Consider the following 17,659-nt stretch of genomic DNA (forward strand, 5'->3'; position numbering starts at 1 on the left):
CATTCAAGGAAAACTTGATTAAAATAAAGGGACTGAGCTTTTAAGTCAAATAATCTTCGGTTGGCACCGGCAATTCCTGCAACCCGCGTCTTAAGGTATCGGACCACTGCTTGCTAATATATTCAAAGTACGGGTCTTCTTCGCAAATACGTTTGCCCAAAGGAATATGCAGGCTGTCTTTATGATAAACCATACAGTCCAGCGGCATACCCACGGACACATTGGAACGTAAAGTGGAATCAAAAGAAATCAGGCCGCAGCGTAAGGCATCTTCCAGCGACATATCATAGCGTAAGGCCCGGTCAAGAATTGGTTTGCCATATTTGCTTTCTCCAATCTGGAAAAACGGCGTATCACGCGTGGCGCAAATAAAATTGCCTTGCGGATAAATATGATACAGCTGCATCGGCTCGCCTTTAATCTGCCCGCCCACCAGCAAATTGCAATAATAATTATGCTGCTCGTCTTTATCGTCGGTAACATCCTGAATGACTTTTTTCAGCAAACAACCCACCAATTCTGCCACTTCAAACATGGTTTTGACACTATATAAATGCGGTTCCTGGTTTAAAGTCAGATGATTTTTTAAATGACCGATGACTGCCTGTGTGGTCGCTAGGTTGCCCGAGGTCTGAATGGTAATCAGGCGCTCGCCTTCCACCCCAAAGGTATACAGCTTGCGAAATACCGAAATGTGATCGACCCCGGCATTGGTACGCGAATCACTAATAAACACCAGACCATCTTTTAAACGCAGCGCACAGCAATACGTCATAGCATTATCCTTTTAATTGTCATCCATTACTTAGCAGGCCAGAACCTGCACCATGGTCTGCATGTGCTCGATGCCGCCTTTTTCTCTTACGCCACGGACCGGCGCCACATCCCAATAATCCCGCCCGACGGCCAGATAGACATGCGAGTCTGGCTGAAAAGCCAGATTGCTGACATCAAAACAGTACCAGTGCTGTTCTAAAAATACCTCTACCCAGGCATGGCTGGCAAGATGTGAACTGTTGCTGCTATATAAATAACCGGAAACATAACGTGCCGGGATGCCTAAAGATTTACACATGGCAATCAGCACATGGGCATGGTCCTGACAGACGCCCTGTTTGGCCTGAAAGGCTTCAATGGCGGTGGTCTGCACCGAAGTTTGGGCCGGACGGTATGGCATATGGCTTAAAATCGCTTCTGACAAACGGATCAGGTTGTCACGATTCACCTGCAACACATACTGCCGTGCAAAACACTGCATTTCAGGGCTGCACAGCGTGCTGGCTGTTGGTTGTAAAAATAGATAGGGATTCAGCTGATCTTGCAGGCCCCATCGCATCTGCGGACGCAACTCGACAATGCCCTGCGCCATAATACTCAGACTTTGATAGCTAAAGCGCTGGGTGCTGGTCATCCAGATATTCTGAAAAGCATCCTGTTTAATCTCGGATTCCCCTGGCACACTAATCGCCCAATGATGAACCTGTTGATGGGCATTGTTCGGCGGGGTCATTTTAATATATTGAATACTGTTACAGGCCGGTGCCGAATAATGATAATGGGTCTGGTGATTAATCATGAGCCTCATGCATCGGCCTCGAACAGTTGCTGGATATGGTCACTAAACTGGTAAAAATGCATGCTGTCGGGCTGCTGCTTCAGCTTCATCCAGATTTCGAATAAAGAATCCCAGCCGGCTTGGGTCAATAATCCCACCACCACTTCAATATAATAGACCGTGCCCTGAATATCCTGCTTTAAGCGCAATTGCCGGTCCAGTTGCTCGAGATGCTGGCCCAATTTAAAGAACAGAAAAATATCAGATGCTTCAGCTTCTAAGACTTCATGACAATCTCCGACCACATCACAGATATAGGCCGGATTTTCTTTGGCATTTTTAATGTACTGGTTTAATTCGGCATAGGCATGTGCCGACAAGACCCCGCGTAAATCCTGAATATTATCTTTGGCATACTGAAACTGCTGATGAAAAGAGGCGGGCTGTTCCGGATTTAGAATCAGCTCATTTAAAGATGCCGCATCAAAGGCTGGCAAACAGAAGGCGTGTGCATACTGCAAGGCATCATCATTATATTTAAATGGAAACTGACTGCATAAATACTGGATGCGGGTCAAATAACGACCCAACCAGAAAATCTGCTGTGCATTACGACTCAGTAAAATCACATGATTCTCCTTGGGAGTTGTTATGAATGTAAGGGATCAACCACCCAGGTATCTTTAATGCCACCACCTTGAGATGAATTGACCACCAGCGAACCGGCCTGCATGGCCACACGGGTTAAGCCACCGGGAACAATTTCAGTACGATAAGGCGAGCTGAGCACAAAAGGACGTAAATCAATATGCCGTTCGGCAATGCCCTGTTCGGTTAAGGTCGGACTCACCGACAGATTCAGGGTCGGCTGGGCAATGTAGGCTTGCGGTGCGGCCAGAATTTTCATTTTAAACTCGGCCAGTTGCTCCTCGGAGGCTTGAGGACCAATCAGCATGCCATATCCACCTGAACCTTGTGCTTCTTTCACTACCAACTGTTCCAGATGTTCCAGCACATAGGCCAGATCATCTGCTTCGCGGCACTGATAGGTCGGGACATTATTTAAGATTGGTTGTTCACCCAAATAGAAATGAATCATTTTATCGACATAAGGATAAATGGATTTGTCATCGGCCACCCCGGTACCCGGCGCATTGGCGATGACGACGTGATGCTGTAAATAGGCCGACATCAGGCCCGGCACACCCAGGGTGCTGTCCGGTCTGAAACAGAGCGGGTCTAAAAATGCATCATCTACCCTGCGATAAATTACATCAACCTGCTGTTTGCCCCGCACCGTTTTCACATAAACCTTGTCATTTAATACAAACAGGTCACTCGATGTTACCAAAGGTACACCCATCTCACGGGCTAAAAATGCATGTTCATAATAGGCACTGTTATAGCGCCCCGGGGTCAGCACCACAATAAAAGGCTGATCGACATAGGCATTTTCGGCCAGAATTTCTTTTAAAAGCTGTGGATAATGCTCAATGCCCTGAATATTATTCTGCTGATACAGCTCTGGAATCAGTTTCTGGCTAATCTTGCGGCTTTCCAGCATATAAGACACACCCGATGGCGTTCTTAAATTGTCTTCCAGCACAAAAAATTCACCGTGCTGATCACGAATAATGTCAATGCCACTAATCTGACTATAGACCTTACCCTTCAGACCATGACCAAGCATATGTGGCTGATAGGCTTCGTGGGTCAGCACCTGCAGTTCCGGTACGATACCGGCTTTTAGAATATCCTGTTGATGATAAATATCATGTAAAAACAGATTTAGCGCCCGGGTACGCTGGGCACAGCCCAAGGCCACTGTATTCCATTGCTGCCGGGCCATAACCCGCGGAATAATATCAAAAGGAATGGTGCGCTCGGTGCCTTCCTGATCGCCATACACGGTAAAGGTAATTCCCTGATACAGAAAATGTGCTTTGGCGGCATCATTCAGTGCTGTCAGTTCTTCTAAACTGTGCTGGGTCAGCCATTGTTCGATTTTCTGCGCGGCACTATCGGCAAGGCTCTGTTCGCCCGACAATTCATTAAAAAATTCAGATTTCAATTGTTCGAATAATACAGATGATTTTTGCTGCGGCAGCGAAATATCGGTCACCGAGACCTGCACCCGCTCTAAAAGATGGTCTGATGTTATTGTATCTATTGAATTTGTATCTTGATTTTCTTTCAGCATACAAACCTCATCATTGTTATCCTTTCTAATTTTATATAAGCAATTCCAGTGCCAATAATTGTGACTTAGCATTCACTCTTTCTTTATCGCCGATCTCTAGAGATAAAACAAATCTTATTTTGCTTCATCTTGTATCAATTTATCGCCAGACCTCGTGCCTGCCACTTGCCAAAAAGCATGACATTTCTTATTGTGTGGACTATAGCCATGTACTCTCCAATATTTATCTCAGCGCTGATTCCAATATGTCGACACAAGAAAAAGAAACGTCCAATAGCCTCTATCGCCAGTGGCAAATCCTGTCCCGCCTTTCTACCGGAAAATGGATGGGTACCCGTGAATTACAGGAAATTCTGCAACGTGAAGGCATTGATATCAGCCTGCGTACCATCCAGCGCGATTTAAACCAGATTTCGCAGCGCTTCCCGATTGAAAATAATGGCACCGTCCCGCAAGGCTGGCGCTGGCGCTCCGATGCACCGCTACAAAGCCTGCCGCACATGACCAGCTCGCAGGCAGTTACCTTTATGATGGTGGAAGAACATCTCAAGCATCTGTTACCGCCTAGCCTGATTGAGGAAATGACCCCGTGGTTTGATCTGGCACGGCGCAGCCTGTCGACCCAGAACAATGTCCGTCAGTGGATTAACCGGGTGCGGATTGTGCCGGCCATTCAGCCGCTGATTCCGCCGGTAGTCGATAAAAGCGCACAACAGGCTATTTATGAAGGTCTGCTACAGGACAAACAGCTGGAATGCGTTTACCATCCACGTACCACGGCTTCGGAAGAGAAAACCTATATTCTGAATCCGCTGGCACTGGTACAAAAAGGTGCAGTGATTTATCTGATTTGCACCCGACACGACAAAACCGATATTCAGACCTTTGCACTGCATCGCTTTAAATCGGCGGAGGTATTAAATTCCCGCGCCCTGCATCCGGTTAATTTTGATATTGATGCCTATATTGAATCCGGCGCGCTGGGCTTTAGAGTCGATTACAGCAAGCCGACTGAAAATATCGAGTTGAAACTGACCATGTCAGAAGCCGATGCACATTATTTTGAAGAAACCCGTTTAAGCAAAGACCAGCAGATTATCCAGCTGGACAATGGCTTGTATCAGGTCATTTCCAATGTGCCGTTTACCTCGCAACTGGTGTGGTGGCTGCGCAGTTTTGGCAAAAAACTGGTACAGATTGAGCCGGCAGAAGTGTCTGACGCTGTGCATCAAATCAATGAATAAAAAAGGTCCCAAGTCTGGGACCTAACATTTACTTATTTTCTTTTCAATTTTGTTGTTATCGCTGCTGATTTTTAGGGAAGTTGAACAGGATGCGATTGCCGTTAGCATGCCAGTTCAGCCGTATTATAACGAATGGTTTTTAAGGTCATCGTGTACTCCTCTCTGTTTGGATAAGATGACTGTAACGCTTCCAACATCATCTGTGAAATCATAAGATCTGCAGCTTAAATCTGTTTTTTTCTTAAACTCAATTTCCACTTTATTTATTCAGCACATAAAAAAAGCCCGCGATCTCAACCGCGGGCTTTTTCACAAATTAGGATCTTTTAAGCAGATTTACGGGCTTGAGCATTTTTACGAATGGTGATCATCACCAATTGAACTGCCGCAGGAGTCACGCCTGGAATACGACTGGCCTGTGCCAGAGTTTCCGGCCATACCTGTTTCAGCTTCATGGTGATTTCACGCGACAGACCAGATACGCCGTCATAATCAAAATCAGCCGGGATTTTGGTTTCTTCCAGACGTTTCATCTGCGCTACATCTTCATGCTGACGGTTGATATACCCTTCGTATTTCACCGCAATTTCAATCTGGTCACCGACTTGCTGCGATACTTCTGAACCAGTCAGTTCGGCAATTTGCGCAAAAGTGATGTTTGGACGTTTTAGCAGGTCAATTGCAGAACACTCTTTAGAAAGGTCTGCACCCGTCATTTCAACGAATTTTTTACCCATCGGGTTATTTGGCGCAGCCCACAAGTGCTGTAAACGGCCTTTCTCACGCTCAACTGCATCCATTTTTTCACAGTAAGCATTCCAGCGTGCATCATCCACCAGACCCAGTTCACGGCCAATCGCTGTTAAACGCTGATCTGCGTTATCTTCACGCAGCATTAAACGGTATTCGGCACGTGAGGTGAACATCCGGTACGGTTCTTTGGTTCCCAAGGTAATCAGGTCGTCAACCAGTACGCCCATATACGCTTCATCACGTTTTGGCGTCCACTGTTCCTGATCCCAGGCACGGCGTGCAGCGTTCAAACCTGCAAGCAGACCTTGCGCACCGGCTTCTTCATAACCAGTAGTCCCGTTGATTTGACCAGCAAAATACAGGTTATTAATGGCTTTGGTTTCCAAAGTGAATTTCAACGCTTGTGGGTTAAAGTAATCATATTCAATCGCATAACCCGGACGCAGAATATGGGCATTTTCCATACCACGGATTGAGCGTACCAATTCAAACTGCACATCAAAAGGCAGTGAAGTTGAAATACCGTTTGGATACAGCTCGTGGGTATCTAAGCCTTCAGGCTCCAAGAAGACTTGGTGCGAATCTTTGTCGGCAAAACGGTGAATTTTATCTTCAATCGAAGGACAGTAACGTGGACCTACCCCTTCAATCACGCCGGTATACATTGGCGAACGATCCAAACCACCACGAATAATGTCATGGGTTTTTTCATTGGTATGGGTGATATAGCAGTTAACCTGTTCAGGATGCATCGACGCATCGCCCATAAATGACATCACTGGAGACGGGAAATCACCCGGCTGCGGCGTCATCACCGAAAAATCAACTGAACGTGCATCAATACGCGGTGGAGTCCCGGTTTTTAAACGGCCCACCGGCAGCTGCAATTCACGTAAACGGTGTGCCAGAGAAATAGAGGGTGGATCACCGGCACGACCACCGCTGGATTTTTCCAGACCGACGTGAATCACACCACCCAGGAAGGTCCCGGCAGTCAATACTACCGTTTTGGCATCAAAGCGAATGCCCATTTGGGTGACCACACCTTTAACGGTATCGCCTTCTACAATCAGGTCATCCGCCGCTTGCTGGAAAATATCCAAATTGGCCTGGTTTTCCAAAGTCTCACGAATGGCAGCTTTATAGCGAACCCGATCAGCCTGTGCACGTGTGGCACGCACTGCAGCACCTTTACGCGAGTTCAGAATACGGAATTGAATCCCGCCTTTATCGGCAGCCAGCGCCATCGCACCGCCCAAGGCATCAATTTCACGCACCAGATGCGATTTACCAATACCACCAATGGCCGGGTTACAGCTCATCTGCCCCAAAGTCTCAATGTTATGAGTTAAGAGCAAGGTTTGTCGGCCCATACGCGCCGCAGCCAAAGCCGCTTCCGTACCCGCGTGACCGCCGCCGATAACAATGACATCGTAAACTTTAGGATAATGCATAGTGGTAAATTGAGAGATAAAAAGAAATGACAGAATATTATAGCAAAAGCCGGCGTATAAGTTGACAGATTAAGTCAATTTTATTTGGATTTTCTCGTGGTTTTTCACCTGATTGATTGCCTGGCAATGTAAATGAACGTTGCAGATATACCGCAAATAAAAACATTTCATATTAAAAATTAACCAGATATAGGTTGTTTTATTTTGATTATTTTTTATCCTAAATCATGTACTCATTACAAACAAGCACAGGTACGAATTATGAATAAGAAGATACTCCTCTCATCCATCCTCTGCGGTTTATGTTTATCTCCATTTGCAGCTGTACAGGCAAATGACAAAGTTGAAAAAGTGTACGATTCTCAGCGCTATCAGAATGTCTGTAAAGGCAAATCTCAAGGTGCTGCGGTCAGCTTTGCCTATCGTGGCATTATCTGGAACGGTACCTGCCAGCCACAGTTCTTCCCGGCAGACAGAAAACTCGATATTCACGGTGATGAAGCTGCACTGTATACCACCTGTGGCCAAGACATGAATGCAACCACGGCAACCATTTCCGGTGCAGAAGTTCGTGGTAAATGTGCCCTTGGATTTACCCCGCCGCGTCCTGCTCAAATGTAAACTCCAACCCGATTCACATCTAGCCAAAATATGTGAACTCAATCAAGAAAACAGCCATTTATTACCAAGTAAATGGCTGTTTTTATTATTTTTATGGTTGATTTAAAACTCAACTCAATTACACTGAAACTGGGGAAAATAAGAATTAAATAGGATGATGCCATGCAAAGCGGCATTTTTACCTTCTTTCTACCGCTAACCTTGGCGGTATTAATGATGGGTTTGGGCTTGCTACTCAGCCCTAAAGATTTTATTCGGGTCAATCAGCAACCGAAAGTCATTTTTATTGCCTTGTTTACCCGGCAGGTCTTGCTGGTTGGACTGGCATTTATTCTCTGCCTGTTTTTAGAACTACCTCCTTTGCTGGCAGTGGGGTTAATGTTGCTGTCAGCTACCCCTAGTGGTTCCACCTCTGCCCTGTTCAGCTATGTCTATAAAGGTGATGTGGCCTTAAATATTGTCGTGGTCGCCATCAATTCGGTGATGGCCATTTTAACCCTGCCTTTTGTGATTAGTATTGCCATGCGCTATTTCATGGCCGATCAGACCGAAATCAACATGCCAATTGAGCGGATTGCCTATACCTTCCTGCTAATTTTAGTACCAGTCTGTTTAGGGATGGCCATTCGCTCCTCTTTTCCAGAGCTGGCCAAACGGCTGAGTAAACCAATTCGACGCATGTCGGTATATTTTATTTTTGCCCTGTTCTTTTTCGCGCTCTTTCAGGAGCGCTATCAGCTGGCGCAGTATATGGAACAGGTTGGACTGGCCACCGCCCTGTATGCTTTTGTCAGTCTGGTGGCTGGTTATGTGCTGCCACAGCTGATGGACATTCCCGAACAGCAGGCACGCTCCTGCGGTTTCTTTATGAGTATTCATAACACCGCGCTGTCTTTAACCCTGGCACTGTCGGTACTACAAAGCACCCAGATTGCCATTCCTGCCGCCATTTACACCATCTTCATGTATATGTTTGCCTTGATCTTTGGACATTTACTGGCTAGACGAATGCCGTTAAATTCGGTAAAACAGAAAGTCATAGAGTAATTTGAATAAACAGTAAAAGATATTTTGCATGAAGCAACTGTCTTTTCTCACAAGGATAAATTTGACAGGAAGGTCATATGGATTCAGGCATTATTACCGTTATGCTGCCCTTGGCGCTGGCCATTATTATGGTTGGGCTGGGGCTGGAACTCACGCCCAAAGATTTCGCACGCGTTACCAAACACCCCAAAGCAGTCCTGGTCGCACTATTTTGCCAGCTGGTATTGCTGGTCGGGATTGCCTTTTTATTATGTAAAATTCTGGCACTACCGCCGTTACTGGCCGTCGGCATGATGCTGCTGGCTGCTTCGCCGGGTGGCAGTACCGCCAACCTGTTCAGTTATTTATTTAAGGGCGATCTGGCGCTCAACATTACCTTAACCGCAATTAACTCGGTGATTGCAGCACTGACCTTACCCATTATCGTCAATTTCGCAATTGCCCACTTTTTACAGGCTGACCAAAGCATTGGCCTGCAATTCAGTAAAATCTTGCAGGTATTCGGGATTATTATTGTGCCGGTGATTATTGGTATGCTAATTCGTCATTATGCCCCGCGACTGACCGAGAAACTGAATAAACCGTTACGGATTTTTGCAGTGATCTTTCTGATTTTAATTATCATTGGGGCCATTGTGCAGGAGCGACACAATATCCTGAATTATATTGGTGATATTGGCCTGGCTACCGCACTGTTCTGTATTTCCAGTCTGGTGATTGGTTACTTCGTCCCACGCCTGTTTGGGATTAATAGCGCCCAGGCCCGCGCCAGTGCCTTTGAAATCGGGATTCATAACAGCACGCTTGCCATGACCATTGCCTTAACCGTTATGGCCAGTTCAACCGTGGCCATGCCGGCGGCAGTCTATTCTATTTTCATGTATATCTTCGCTGCCATCTTCGGCATGTTATTAAACCGCTTTGTGCCGATTACCGAACCCAAGCCTGTGGTGGCAAACAGTTAAGTACTTTTTTCACCCAAGGATGTCGCACTGACATCCTTTTTATTTTGTACATTGGTAGGCGAAACCGATTGCCTTCCGCTACAATATCCTTTTGAAAAAACAAATTAGGTTATTCCTGTGAAGTGGTTACAAATACATATTACTGTTGATCAAGCTCAAGTCGACTTTACTGAAACATTACTCAGCTCACTTGGCGCCGTGAGTGTAACGCTGGATGATGCTGAAAATCAGGACTTGCTTGAACCACTTCCAGGCGAAACACCGCTGTGGAACAAGGTGATTGTGACCGGTATTTATGCACAGGACGAAAACGAAGAAATTGATGTGGCTGCGCTGGAAACTTTCATTCGCACTCAACTGCCAGATGCACCAATGCGTAGCGAATTCCTGGAAGATCAGGTCTGGGAACGCTCATGGATGGATTATTACGAGCCAATCCAGATTGCTGAAAAATTCTGGATTGTACCGGAATGGCTAGAGCCCCCTGAAGCAGATGCGGTGAATATTAAACTGGATCCGGGTCTGGCCTTTGGTACCGGTAACCATGCCTCAACGTTCCTGTGCCTGCAATGGTTAGGTAAAACCGATGTTAAAGATAAAATCGTCATCGACTATGGTTGCGGTTCTGGCATTTTAGGTGTTGCTGCCCTACTTTTAGGTGCGAAAAAAGTCTATGCCACTGATATTGACCCACAAGCGGTTTTAGCCACCCAGCAAAATGCTGAATTGAATGGCGTACTGGATCGTCTGTTTGTCGGTCTGCCTGAAGAGTTTAATGAAACCTTAAAAGATCAGAAAGCCGATGTACTGGTTGCCAACATTCTGGCTGGCCCGTTAATGATGCTTGCGCCTGAATTCGCAACTTTAACCAAATCTGAGGGAGAGTTCGCACTTGCAGGTGTAATCGAAGAGCAAGTTGCTGAAGTTTCTAGTGTTTATTCTGAATTTTTTGATATATTAGAGGTCGAAAAACGTGAAGAAAACTGGTGCCGAATTTCCGGGAAGCGCCAGCCGCATTAATCAACCTCTATAGATCTTATGAGTGAAAAGCAGACCAAGTGCCCCGAGTGTTTAACCACCTATAAAGTTTCTGTTGCACAGCTTACAGTGGCTCAGGGCATGGTTTGCTGTCCCAAATGTGCCTCTACCTTTAATGCACTCTCGCATCTGGTGCAGCCAAAGCCTGCGCCAACCCAGCTCGAATACAACGGTTTTACTGGTGGACAGGTCAGTTCGCCGGTTCTGGCCGATCATGGTCTGGCTTTTGACGACACACATGAAACCCATCTGCTGGATATTTTTGACCGTAAGGTTGAACATTCCAATATTGATTTAAAGACCTACTTAAACAATCTGAATTATTTCAGCACCGAACCGATTGCCAGTATTCCCTCGATGAATCTGTCTGAAAATGAACTGCAGCAAGAACGCAAGAAACATGGTGCGGGCTATTACACGCTGTGGGGTATTGTCAATTTTAGTCTGGTCGGTTTGCTGATTTTCCAGATTCTATGGTTTAACCCGAAATTCATGAACAACAGCCCTGCCCTGACTGTGGCTTTTAACGGGGTCTGCCAGCTGTTTAACTGTGAAACCTTTGAAAAGCAGTACAGCCTGATTTCAATTAACCGTGTGCGGGTGAAACGCTATGACCATGAACATACCTTGTTCTCCGGCGAGCTGATCAATTTTCATGACAAGAGTTTGGTATTGCCAAAACTGAAAATCACCTTAAAAGATGATAATGAAGAAGTGGCGACCTATGTACTCGAACCGAAAGAGTATTTAATTAAAAGTCTGGCCAGCATTGAGCGGATTCCAAAAAATACCCCATTCAAGTTTGAAATTCAGCTGCCAGTGACCCGAAAAAGCTTTGATACCTATAATTTAGAAATTATCAAGCCTTAAAAATTAAAAAAAAATGTAAAAAAAGTGCAGTTTTCTTGCTCACTTTTTCTAAGACAATGGTATGATACGCGCCACGTAAGCTTAGTGCTGCATACTCCTCAGTAATTCAAAACAAATAGAAACTCGCAGAATGCGCCTTATTTTCAATAACGCGTATTGAGCAGGTTTTTTCGTTTCGATTTTTGGTCTGTAACAATTATTAATCTATTGTTACGCTTATTTTTCGACCAGCGCTGTGAGTTGTGGCAAGCTAAATGTTCCAGTTTTAGAACTCTCGTTTTAGGATCTAAAACGGGGTTCATTTATTTATAGACCACATTTATATATCACTTTACCCAAGTGATATCTGATTTTTCGGATTAATTCGCATGAATAGCAAATCTCCTATTTTTACTGCACAATCTGATGTCGCTCTTCGTATCCACGTTGATCGCGCAGTTCGCCATTACTTTGCTCAATTGCAAGGCGAGCAACCTTCTCAGGTGTATGACATGGTGCTAGCAGAAATGGAGAAACCTCTTTTATCTGTAGTTCTAGAATATACACGTGGTAACCAGACACGTGCTGCCGAGATTCTAGGCTTAAACCGTGGTACTTTACGTAAAAAGTTAAAAGCTCACGGTTTAATGAGTGAATAAATGATAAAATGCTCGCGGCTTTCGTGGGCATTTTTTTTAACCGCATTTTGCTAATGTTTTAATCTGTTTTTTGATAACTGTGACGAAAATCATGACTATTAAACGCGCTTTAATCTCTGTTTCTGACAAAACTGGAATTGTTGAATTTGCACAAAATCTAGTGGCTCTTGGGGTAGAAATTTTATCTACAGGCGGTACATATAAGTTGCTTAAAGACAACAATATCGCTGTAGTTGAAGTTTCAGAGCACACCGGTTTTCCAGAAATGATGGATGGTCGTGTAAAAACTTTACATCCTAAAATTCATGGCGGCATTCTGGCTCGTCGCGGTCTAGACGAAGCTGTAATGGCAGAACACAACATCGATGCAATCGATTTGGTAGTAGTGAACCTTTATCCATTTGCAGCAACGGTTGCAAAACCTGACTGCACCCTGCCAGATGCGATTGAAAACATCGACATCGGTGGTCCAACCATGGTTCGTGCTGCGGCGAAAAACCATGCGTCTGTCGGTATCGTCGTCAACGCATCTGACTATGCGACTGTTATTGCCGAGCTTAAAGCTGAAGGCAGCCTGTCATACGCAACCCGTTTTGACCTGGCAGTGAAAGCATTTGAACATACTGCACAATACGACGGCATGATCGCATCTTACTTAGGCGCTCGCGTAGGTAAAGAACAAGGCGAAGCAGACAAATTTGCGCGTACGTTCAATACACAATTGAACAAAGCACAAGATTTACGTTACGGTGAAAACCCGCATCAATCGGCTGCATTCTATGTAGACCCAGCGGCAACTGAAGCATCTGTTTCAACAGCTAAACAGCTGCAAGGTAAAGAACTTTCTTATAACAACATCGCCGACACTGATGCTGCGCTTGAATGCGTGAAATCATTCGCGAAACCTGCTTGTGTGATCGTAAAACACGCCAACCCATGTGGTGTTGCGGTATCTTTAGACGGCATTCAAGCGGCTTACGACTTGGCTTATGCAACCGATCCTGAATCTGCATTCGGTGGCATCATTGCATTCAACCGTGAATTAGACGTTGCAACTGCACAAGCCATTGTTGACCGTCAATTCGTTGAAGTGATTATTGCACCAAGCGTTGCTGAAGGTGTTTTGGACGTGACTGGCGCGAAGAAAAACGTACGTGTACTGGTCTGTGGCGAATTACCAGCAATTGACGAACGTGCGCCACAAATGGACTACAAACGTGTCAACGGTGGTTTGCTGGTGCAAGACCAAGACTTGGGCATGATCACCAAAGATGATCTTAAAGTGGTGACCAAACGTGCTCCAACCGAGCAAGAAATTGACGACATGATCTTTGCCTGGAAAGTGGCGAAATACGTGAAGTCTAACGCGATTGTGTATGCGAAAAACCGTCAAACCATCGGTGTGGGCGCAGGCCAAATGAGCCGTGTAAACTCTGCGCGTATTGCAGCAATTAAAGCTGAACATGCAGGCCTCGTGGTTGAAGGTGCAGTGATGGCATCTGACGCATTCTTCCCGTTCCGTGATGGTATTGATAACGCTGCGAAAGCAGGGATCAAATGCATTATCCAGCCGGGTGGTTCTATGCGTGATGAAGAAACCATTGCAGCAGCTGACGAAGCTGGTATTGCCATGGTGTTCACTGGCATGCGTCACTTCCGTCACTAATTAACTAAATTAATTAGAAGTCGTATTTAATCATCCCCCTAAATCCCCCTTTGTAAAAAGGGGGACTTTTCGCGTAAGAGAACAGTGTTTTTCGCGATTCCCCTCCCTTTCTTAAAGGGAGGTTGGGAGGGATTCAATTTTGAGGGATTTTTTAAATGAACATTTTAGTTTTGGGTAATGGCGGTCGTGAACATGCATTGGCATGGAAAATCGCACAAGATGAAAAAGTTGCTAAAGTTTTTGTTGCACCAGGCAACGCAGGTACAGCAACCGAAGCTAAATGTGAAAACATCAATTTAAGCATTTTAGACAATGCGGCGATTATCGACTTTGCAAAAAACAATGCGGTAGATTTAATCGTGGTTGGTCCTGAAGCACCGCTGGTCAATGGTGTGGTGGATGCTTGCCGTGAAGCAGGTTTAAAAATCTGGGGTCCAACCCAGTTTGCAGCGCAGCTTGAAGGCTCTAAAGCATTTGCCAAGCATTTCTTAAAACGCCACAACATTCCAACTGCATTCTATGACGTATTCACTGAAGTCGATGCAGCCAAAGCCTTTGTTGAAAAAAATGGTGCGCCGATTGTGATTAAGGCGGATGGTCTTGCTGCAGGTAAAGGCGTAATCGTGGCGATGACCAACGAAGAAGCATTTGCAGCCATTGATGACATGCTGGCAGCCAACAAATTTGGTGATGCCGGTTCTCGCGTAGTCATCGAAGAATTCCTTGCAGGTGAAGAAGCATCATTCATTTGTATGATTGATGGCGACAACATCTTGCCAATGGCCACTTCTCAAGACCATAAACGTATTTTTGAAGGCGATCAAGGTCCAAACACAGGCGGTATGGGTGCCTACTCTCCTGCGCCTGTGGTGACTGCAGACGTATTTGAGCGCGTGATGAAAGAAGTAATGCGCGCAACCGTTGACGGTATGAAAGCAGATGGTCACGTATACACCGGTTTCTTGTACGCTGGCTTGATGATTGATGAACAAGGTCAACCAAAGGTGATCGAGTTTAACTGTCGTTTCGGCGACCCTGAAACTCAACCAATCATGATGCGTTTAAAATCATCTTTGGTTGATCTGGTTGAGGCTGGTATTGCAGGTAACTTGCCAGCAGAAGCTGAATGGGATGAGCGTAAGACTGTCGGTATTGTTTTAGCATCTAAAGGCTACCCAGAAACGTCTAGCAATGGCGATGTGATTTCTGGTTTAAACACCGAAATGACCGATGCCAAAGTGTTCCATGCCGGTACTAAAGCCAATGAAAATGGTGAGATTGTCACTGCTGGTGGTCGTGTACTTTGCGTAACTGCACTAGGCAACACCATTGGTGAAGCACAAGCAAAAGCTTTAGAACTTTGCCAAAAAGTAACCTTCGACGGCGTTCAATATCGTAAAGATATTGGTTACCGTGCGATTGCGCGTGAAAATGCTTAATTCTCTCTTAGATTGATTAAGTAAAAAAAACCCCGCTGAGTGCGGGGTTTTTTATGCTTCGAAGGTTTCCCTCTCCTCTCAGGAGAGGGTCAGGGAGAGGTGAAAACCCTCACCCTAAAGGCAGAAGGGATTTCATGTCTTATCTCATTACGGAAATTATCATTCTTTTCTTGATAAATGCATTTATGATGTATCAAGAGCTTATTAATCATTTTAACATGAAAATCCACCTCCAAACCCCTCGCCTGATCCTCCGCCAATGGCAAGACAGTGATGCATCCCCATTTATCCAAATGTGTGCCGATCCTGAAGTCATGCGCTATTTCCTCAATCCCTTGACCGAGCAGCAAAGTCTGGCTTTTATGCAACGCATCCAGAATTTTATTGCCACACACGGCTGGGGCCTGTTTGCTGTCGAACTAAAAAGTAGCGGTGAATTTATCGGGTTTATTGGTTTACATCAGCATCTAGAACACTATGATTTTGCCCCATGTATTGAAATTGGCTGGCGACTAGCCAAGCAATACTGGCACAACGGTTATGCCACCGAAGGCGCAAAAGCCGTACTGGATTATGCTTTTCGTGAGCTACAGCTGGACAACGTAGTTTCCTTTACTACCGTGCTCAACACGCCCTCGGAAAAAGTCATGCAAAAAATTGGCTTAAGCAAAGTCAAAACCTTTGCGCATCCGCTGGTGCCGGCAGATCATCCTTTACTCATGCATGTGCTCTATCAAATTGATCGCCAAAGCTATCTGCAAGCGCATTAAAAATCTCAAGTTTGGATGAAAACTGTCATAGGATTGAAGGAAATAATCATTATAAAGATCTATCATCCTACCCCATCTGTGCTATATCTATTTTTACGATTTAGATTGTATAATTTTTTATATAAACATCTATAAGATTTTTTCATAGATTTAGCCCTTTCAATTCAAAATAGTAAATTGATTTATTTATTCTTTTCTTATTTTATGAACTTTACTTATGCAGGAATACGGCTAAAGGTCTAGTTTCTATACACTATTTTGTATATCAATTTATTGTTATGATGTAGACCATTTTTTCGCTATCTTCTAAAAATAAAGTTTTCAATTACATGGCTTTAAGCGCTTTTAAAGTCAATTGAAAAATACAGCAGATAGCTGAAAGCCTAAACGAATTCGCGCACTGGATGGACTTGAATCTCGCCTCTTTCGGCTCAAGTGAAATCCCGGCGCTTAAAATTATCAATAAAGTAACAGCTTGGCTGCTTCACTTTATTTGGGATGGACACATGAAAAAGTTCCTTGGCCTGGTTCTAGGTCTTTCTGTTGGTTTAGCTGGCTGTGCAAAACAGGAAACGCCGGCAACTGACGCCGCACAAACTGATGCTGCAACTGTACAAACCGTCACCATGGCATCTACCGGTTCCGATGCTGACATCTGGCGCTATATTGCGACTTTGCCTGAAACTGAAGCGGCGGGTATCAAGCTGGAAGTGAAAAACTTCACCGATTACGTTTCAATGAACACCGCTGTGGCAAACAACGAAATTGATGTGAACGCATTCCAGTCTTATGCTTATCTGGTGGCTTACAATGCCAACAATGAGCAGAAGATTGCGCCGGTTTCGACCACCTATCTTGAGCCAATGGGGATTTACTCAAGCAAAGTGAAAAAAGTGGAAGAGTTCCAGAACGGCGCGACCATTGCTATTCCGAATGATGCAGCCAATGAAGCGCGTGCCCTGCTGTTATTGCAATCTGCAGGTCTGATCAAGCTGAAAGCAGACTTCTCTCCTGCAACGGGCACTCCAAATGACATTACTGAAAATGCCAAAGCAATTGTGATCAAGCCAATTCAAATGGCGACAGCCGTTCGTGTTAAAGATGAAGTGGATGCCATTGTGCTAGGCAATACCCTAGCGATGGAAGGCGGTTTAAACGTACTGAAAGATTCAATCTTCTACGAACCAATTGACCAGAGTACCAAGCTGAACGTCAACGTATTGGCAGTTGCAGAAGCACGTAAAGATGACCCGATCCTGAAAAAAGTCGGTGAGCTTTATCACACTGAAGCGGTGAAACAGTATGTAGATCAAAACTTCGGTGGCACAAAAGTTGCGGTAAATAAACCTGTCAGCTATTTAACTGAAACCAATTAAGCATATAATGCTGAGTTAACAAA

At 45.0% G+C, this 17,659-nt stretch carries 16 protein-coding genes; 11 read left to right on the forward strand and 5 right to left on the reverse strand.

Translation table 11 applies throughout. The features are described 5' to 3' along the window. Window positions 1-40: 40 nt before the first annotated feature. The 4 genes from F905_RS06500 to F905_RS06515 are packed head-to-tail and all read right to left on the reverse strand — an operon-like array spanning window position 41 to window position 3,755. Window positions 41-775, reverse strand: a complete 735-nt coding sequence (locus F905_RS06500; RefSeq protein ID WP_005178750.1) for a proteasome-type protease — start codon at window positions 773-775, stop codon at window positions 41-43. A 30-nt stretch (window positions 776-805) separates the two neighbouring features. After that, the gene (locus tag F905_RS06505; protein ID WP_005178754.1) at window positions 806-1,585 is read right to left on the reverse strand and encodes a transglutaminase family protein; all 780 of its coding nucleotides are present in this window, start codon (window positions 1,583-1,585) and stop codon (window positions 806-808) included. After that, window positions 1,582-2,184 carry an alpha-E domain-containing protein gene (locus F905_RS06510; protein ID WP_005178757.1) on the reverse strand — a complete coding sequence of 201 codons (603 nt, stop codon included), beginning with the start codon at window positions 2,182-2,184 and terminating at the stop codon, window positions 1,582-1,584. The genes F905_RS06505 and F905_RS06510 overlap by 4 nt, the downstream gene beginning before the upstream one ends. A gap of 20 nt (window positions 2,185-2,204) precedes the next feature. Beyond that, on the reverse strand, window positions 2,205-3,755 hold the full coding sequence (locus tag F905_RS06515; protein ID WP_005178759.1) for a circularly permuted type 2 ATP-grasp protein: 1,551 nt from the start codon (window positions 3,753-3,755) through the stop codon (window positions 2,205-2,207). Between the two features lie 245 nt (window positions 3,756-4,000). Here F905_RS06515 and F905_RS06520 point away from each other — a divergent pair, with 245 nt between their 5' ends. Next, complete coding sequence (locus tag F905_RS06520) at window positions 4,001-4,999, forward strand: helix-turn-helix transcriptional regulator (RefSeq protein WP_005178762.1); 999 nt, start codon at window positions 4,001-4,003, stop codon at window positions 4,997-4,999. 326 nt (window positions 5,000-5,325) lie between these two features. Here the strand turns inward: F905_RS06520 and mnmG are convergent, their stop codons facing one another. Further along, complete coding sequence (gene mnmG, locus F905_RS06525; RefSeq protein ID WP_005178764.1) at window positions 5,326-7,206, reverse strand: tRNA uridine-5-carboxymethylaminomethyl(34) synthesis enzyme MnmG; 1,881 nt, start codon at window positions 7,204-7,206, stop codon at window positions 5,326-5,328. Between the two features lie 261 nt (window positions 7,207-7,467). Here mnmG and F905_RS06530 point away from each other — a divergent pair, with 261 nt between their 5' ends. The 10 genes from F905_RS06530 to F905_RS06575 all read left to right on the forward strand — a co-directional run bounded on the left by F905_RS06530 (window position 7,468) and on the right by F905_RS06575 (window position 17,636). Then, window positions 7,468-7,827, forward strand: coding sequence for a hypothetical protein (locus F905_RS06530; RefSeq protein WP_005178766.1), 360 nt, complete (start codon window positions 7,468-7,470; stop codon window positions 7,825-7,827). A 162-nt stretch (window positions 7,828-7,989) separates the two neighbouring features. Further along, window positions 7,990-8,874, forward strand: coding sequence for a bile acid:sodium symporter family protein (locus F905_RS06535; protein ID WP_005178767.1), 885 nt, complete (start codon window positions 7,990-7,992; stop codon window positions 8,872-8,874). A 77-nt stretch (window positions 8,875-8,951) separates the two neighbouring features. After that, the gene (locus F905_RS06540; RefSeq protein WP_005178768.1) at window positions 8,952-9,839 is read left to right on the forward strand and encodes a bile acid:sodium symporter family protein; all 888 of its coding nucleotides are present in this window, start codon (window positions 8,952-8,954) and stop codon (window positions 9,837-9,839) included. A 117-nt stretch (window positions 9,840-9,956) separates the two neighbouring features. Continuing rightward, window positions 9,957-10,859: a 50S ribosomal protein L11 methyltransferase gene (gene prmA / locus F905_RS06545; RefSeq protein WP_005178769.1), complete on the forward strand. Its 903-nt coding sequence runs from the start codon at window positions 9,957-9,959 to the stop codon at window positions 10,857-10,859. An 18-nt stretch (window positions 10,860-10,877) separates the two neighbouring features. After that, on the forward strand, window positions 10,878-11,747 hold the full coding sequence (locus F905_RS06550) for a DUF3426 domain-containing protein (protein WP_005178772.1): 870 nt from the start codon (window positions 10,878-10,880) through the stop codon (window positions 11,745-11,747). A 368-nt stretch (window positions 11,748-12,115) separates the two neighbouring features. Beyond that, window positions 12,116-12,385, forward strand: a complete 270-nt coding sequence (gene fis / locus F905_RS06555; protein ID WP_001086304.1) for a DNA-binding transcriptional regulator Fis — start codon at window positions 12,116-12,118, stop codon at window positions 12,383-12,385. A gap of 91 nt (window positions 12,386-12,476) precedes the next feature. Next, complete coding sequence (gene purH, locus F905_RS06560) at window positions 12,477-14,051, forward strand: bifunctional phosphoribosylaminoimidazolecarboxamide formyltransferase/IMP cyclohydrolase (protein ID WP_005178775.1); 1,575 nt, start codon at window positions 12,477-12,479, stop codon at window positions 14,049-14,051. A gap of 155 nt (window positions 14,052-14,206) precedes the next feature. Further along, window positions 14,207-15,490, forward strand: coding sequence for a phosphoribosylamine--glycine ligase (purD, locus tag F905_RS06565; protein WP_005178779.1), 1,284 nt, complete (start codon window positions 14,207-14,209; stop codon window positions 15,488-15,490). Between the two features lie 218 nt (window positions 15,491-15,708). Next, entirely contained in the window at window positions 15,709-16,260 is a 552-nt protein-coding gene (locus F905_RS06570) for a GNAT family N-acetyltransferase (RefSeq protein ID WP_034598172.1), read from the forward strand. A 506-nt stretch (window positions 16,261-16,766) separates the two neighbouring features. Then, complete coding sequence (locus F905_RS06575; RefSeq protein ID WP_005178787.1) at window positions 16,767-17,636, forward strand: MetQ/NlpA family ABC transporter substrate-binding protein; 870 nt, start codon at window positions 16,767-16,769, stop codon at window positions 17,634-17,636. The last annotated feature ends 23 nt before the right edge of the window (window positions 17,637-17,659 follow it).

The sequence above is a fragment of the Acinetobacter sp. CIP 53.82 genome, from assembly GCF_000369465.1.
Classification (GTDB): Bacteria; Pseudomonadota; Gammaproteobacteria; order Pseudomonadales; family Moraxellaceae; genus Acinetobacter; species Acinetobacter indicus.

What these genes read in the sequence shown, in the direction of transcription:
- F905_RS06500 (WP_005178750.1), bottom strand. Translation starts at nt 775, where the DNA reads ATGACGTATTGCTGTGCGCTGCGTTTAAAAGATGGTCTGGTGTTTATT.
- F905_RS06505 (WP_005178754.1), bottom strand. Translation starts at nt 1,585, where the DNA reads ATGAGGCTCATGATTAATCACCAGACCCATTATCATTATTCGGCACCG.
- F905_RS06515 (WP_005178759.1), bottom strand. Translation starts at nt 3,755, where the DNA reads ATGCTGAAAGAAAATCAAGATACAAATTCAATAGATACAATAACATCA.
- F905_RS06520 (WP_005178762.1), top strand. Translation starts at nt 4,001, where the DNA reads ATGTCGACACAAGAAAAAGAAACGTCCAATAGCCTCTATCGCCAGTGG.
- mnmG (WP_005178764.1), bottom strand. Translation starts at nt 7,206, where the DNA reads ATGCATTATCCTAAAGTTTACGATGTCATTGTTATCGGCGGCGGTCAC.
- F905_RS06530 (WP_005178766.1), top strand. Translation starts at nt 7,468, where the DNA reads ATGAATAAGAAGATACTCCTCTCATCCATCCTCTGCGGTTTATGTTTA.
- F905_RS06535 (WP_005178767.1), top strand. Translation starts at nt 7,990, where the DNA reads ATGCAAAGCGGCATTTTTACCTTCTTTCTACCGCTAACCTTGGCGGTA.
- F905_RS06540 (WP_005178768.1), top strand. Translation starts at nt 8,952, where the DNA reads ATGGATTCAGGCATTATTACCGTTATGCTGCCCTTGGCGCTGGCCATT.
- F905_RS06550 (WP_005178772.1), top strand. Translation starts at nt 10,878, where the DNA reads ATGAGTGAAAAGCAGACCAAGTGCCCCGAGTGTTTAACCACCTATAAA.
- fis (WP_001086304.1), top strand. Translation starts at nt 12,116, where the DNA reads ATGAATAGCAAATCTCCTATTTTTACTGCACAATCTGATGTCGCTCTT.
- purH (WP_005178775.1), top strand. Translation starts at nt 12,477, where the DNA reads ATGACTATTAAACGCGCTTTAATCTCTGTTTCTGACAAAACTGGAATT.
- purD (WP_005178779.1), top strand. Translation starts at nt 14,207, where the DNA reads ATGAACATTTTAGTTTTGGGTAATGGCGGTCGTGAACATGCATTGGCA.
- F905_RS06570 (WP_034598172.1), top strand. Translation starts at nt 15,709, where the DNA reads ATGAAAATCCACCTCCAAACCCCTCGCCTGATCCTCCGCCAATGGCAA.
- F905_RS06575 (WP_005178787.1), top strand. Translation starts at nt 16,767, where the DNA reads ATGAAAAAGTTCCTTGGCCTGGTTCTAGGTCTTTCTGTTGGTTTAGCT.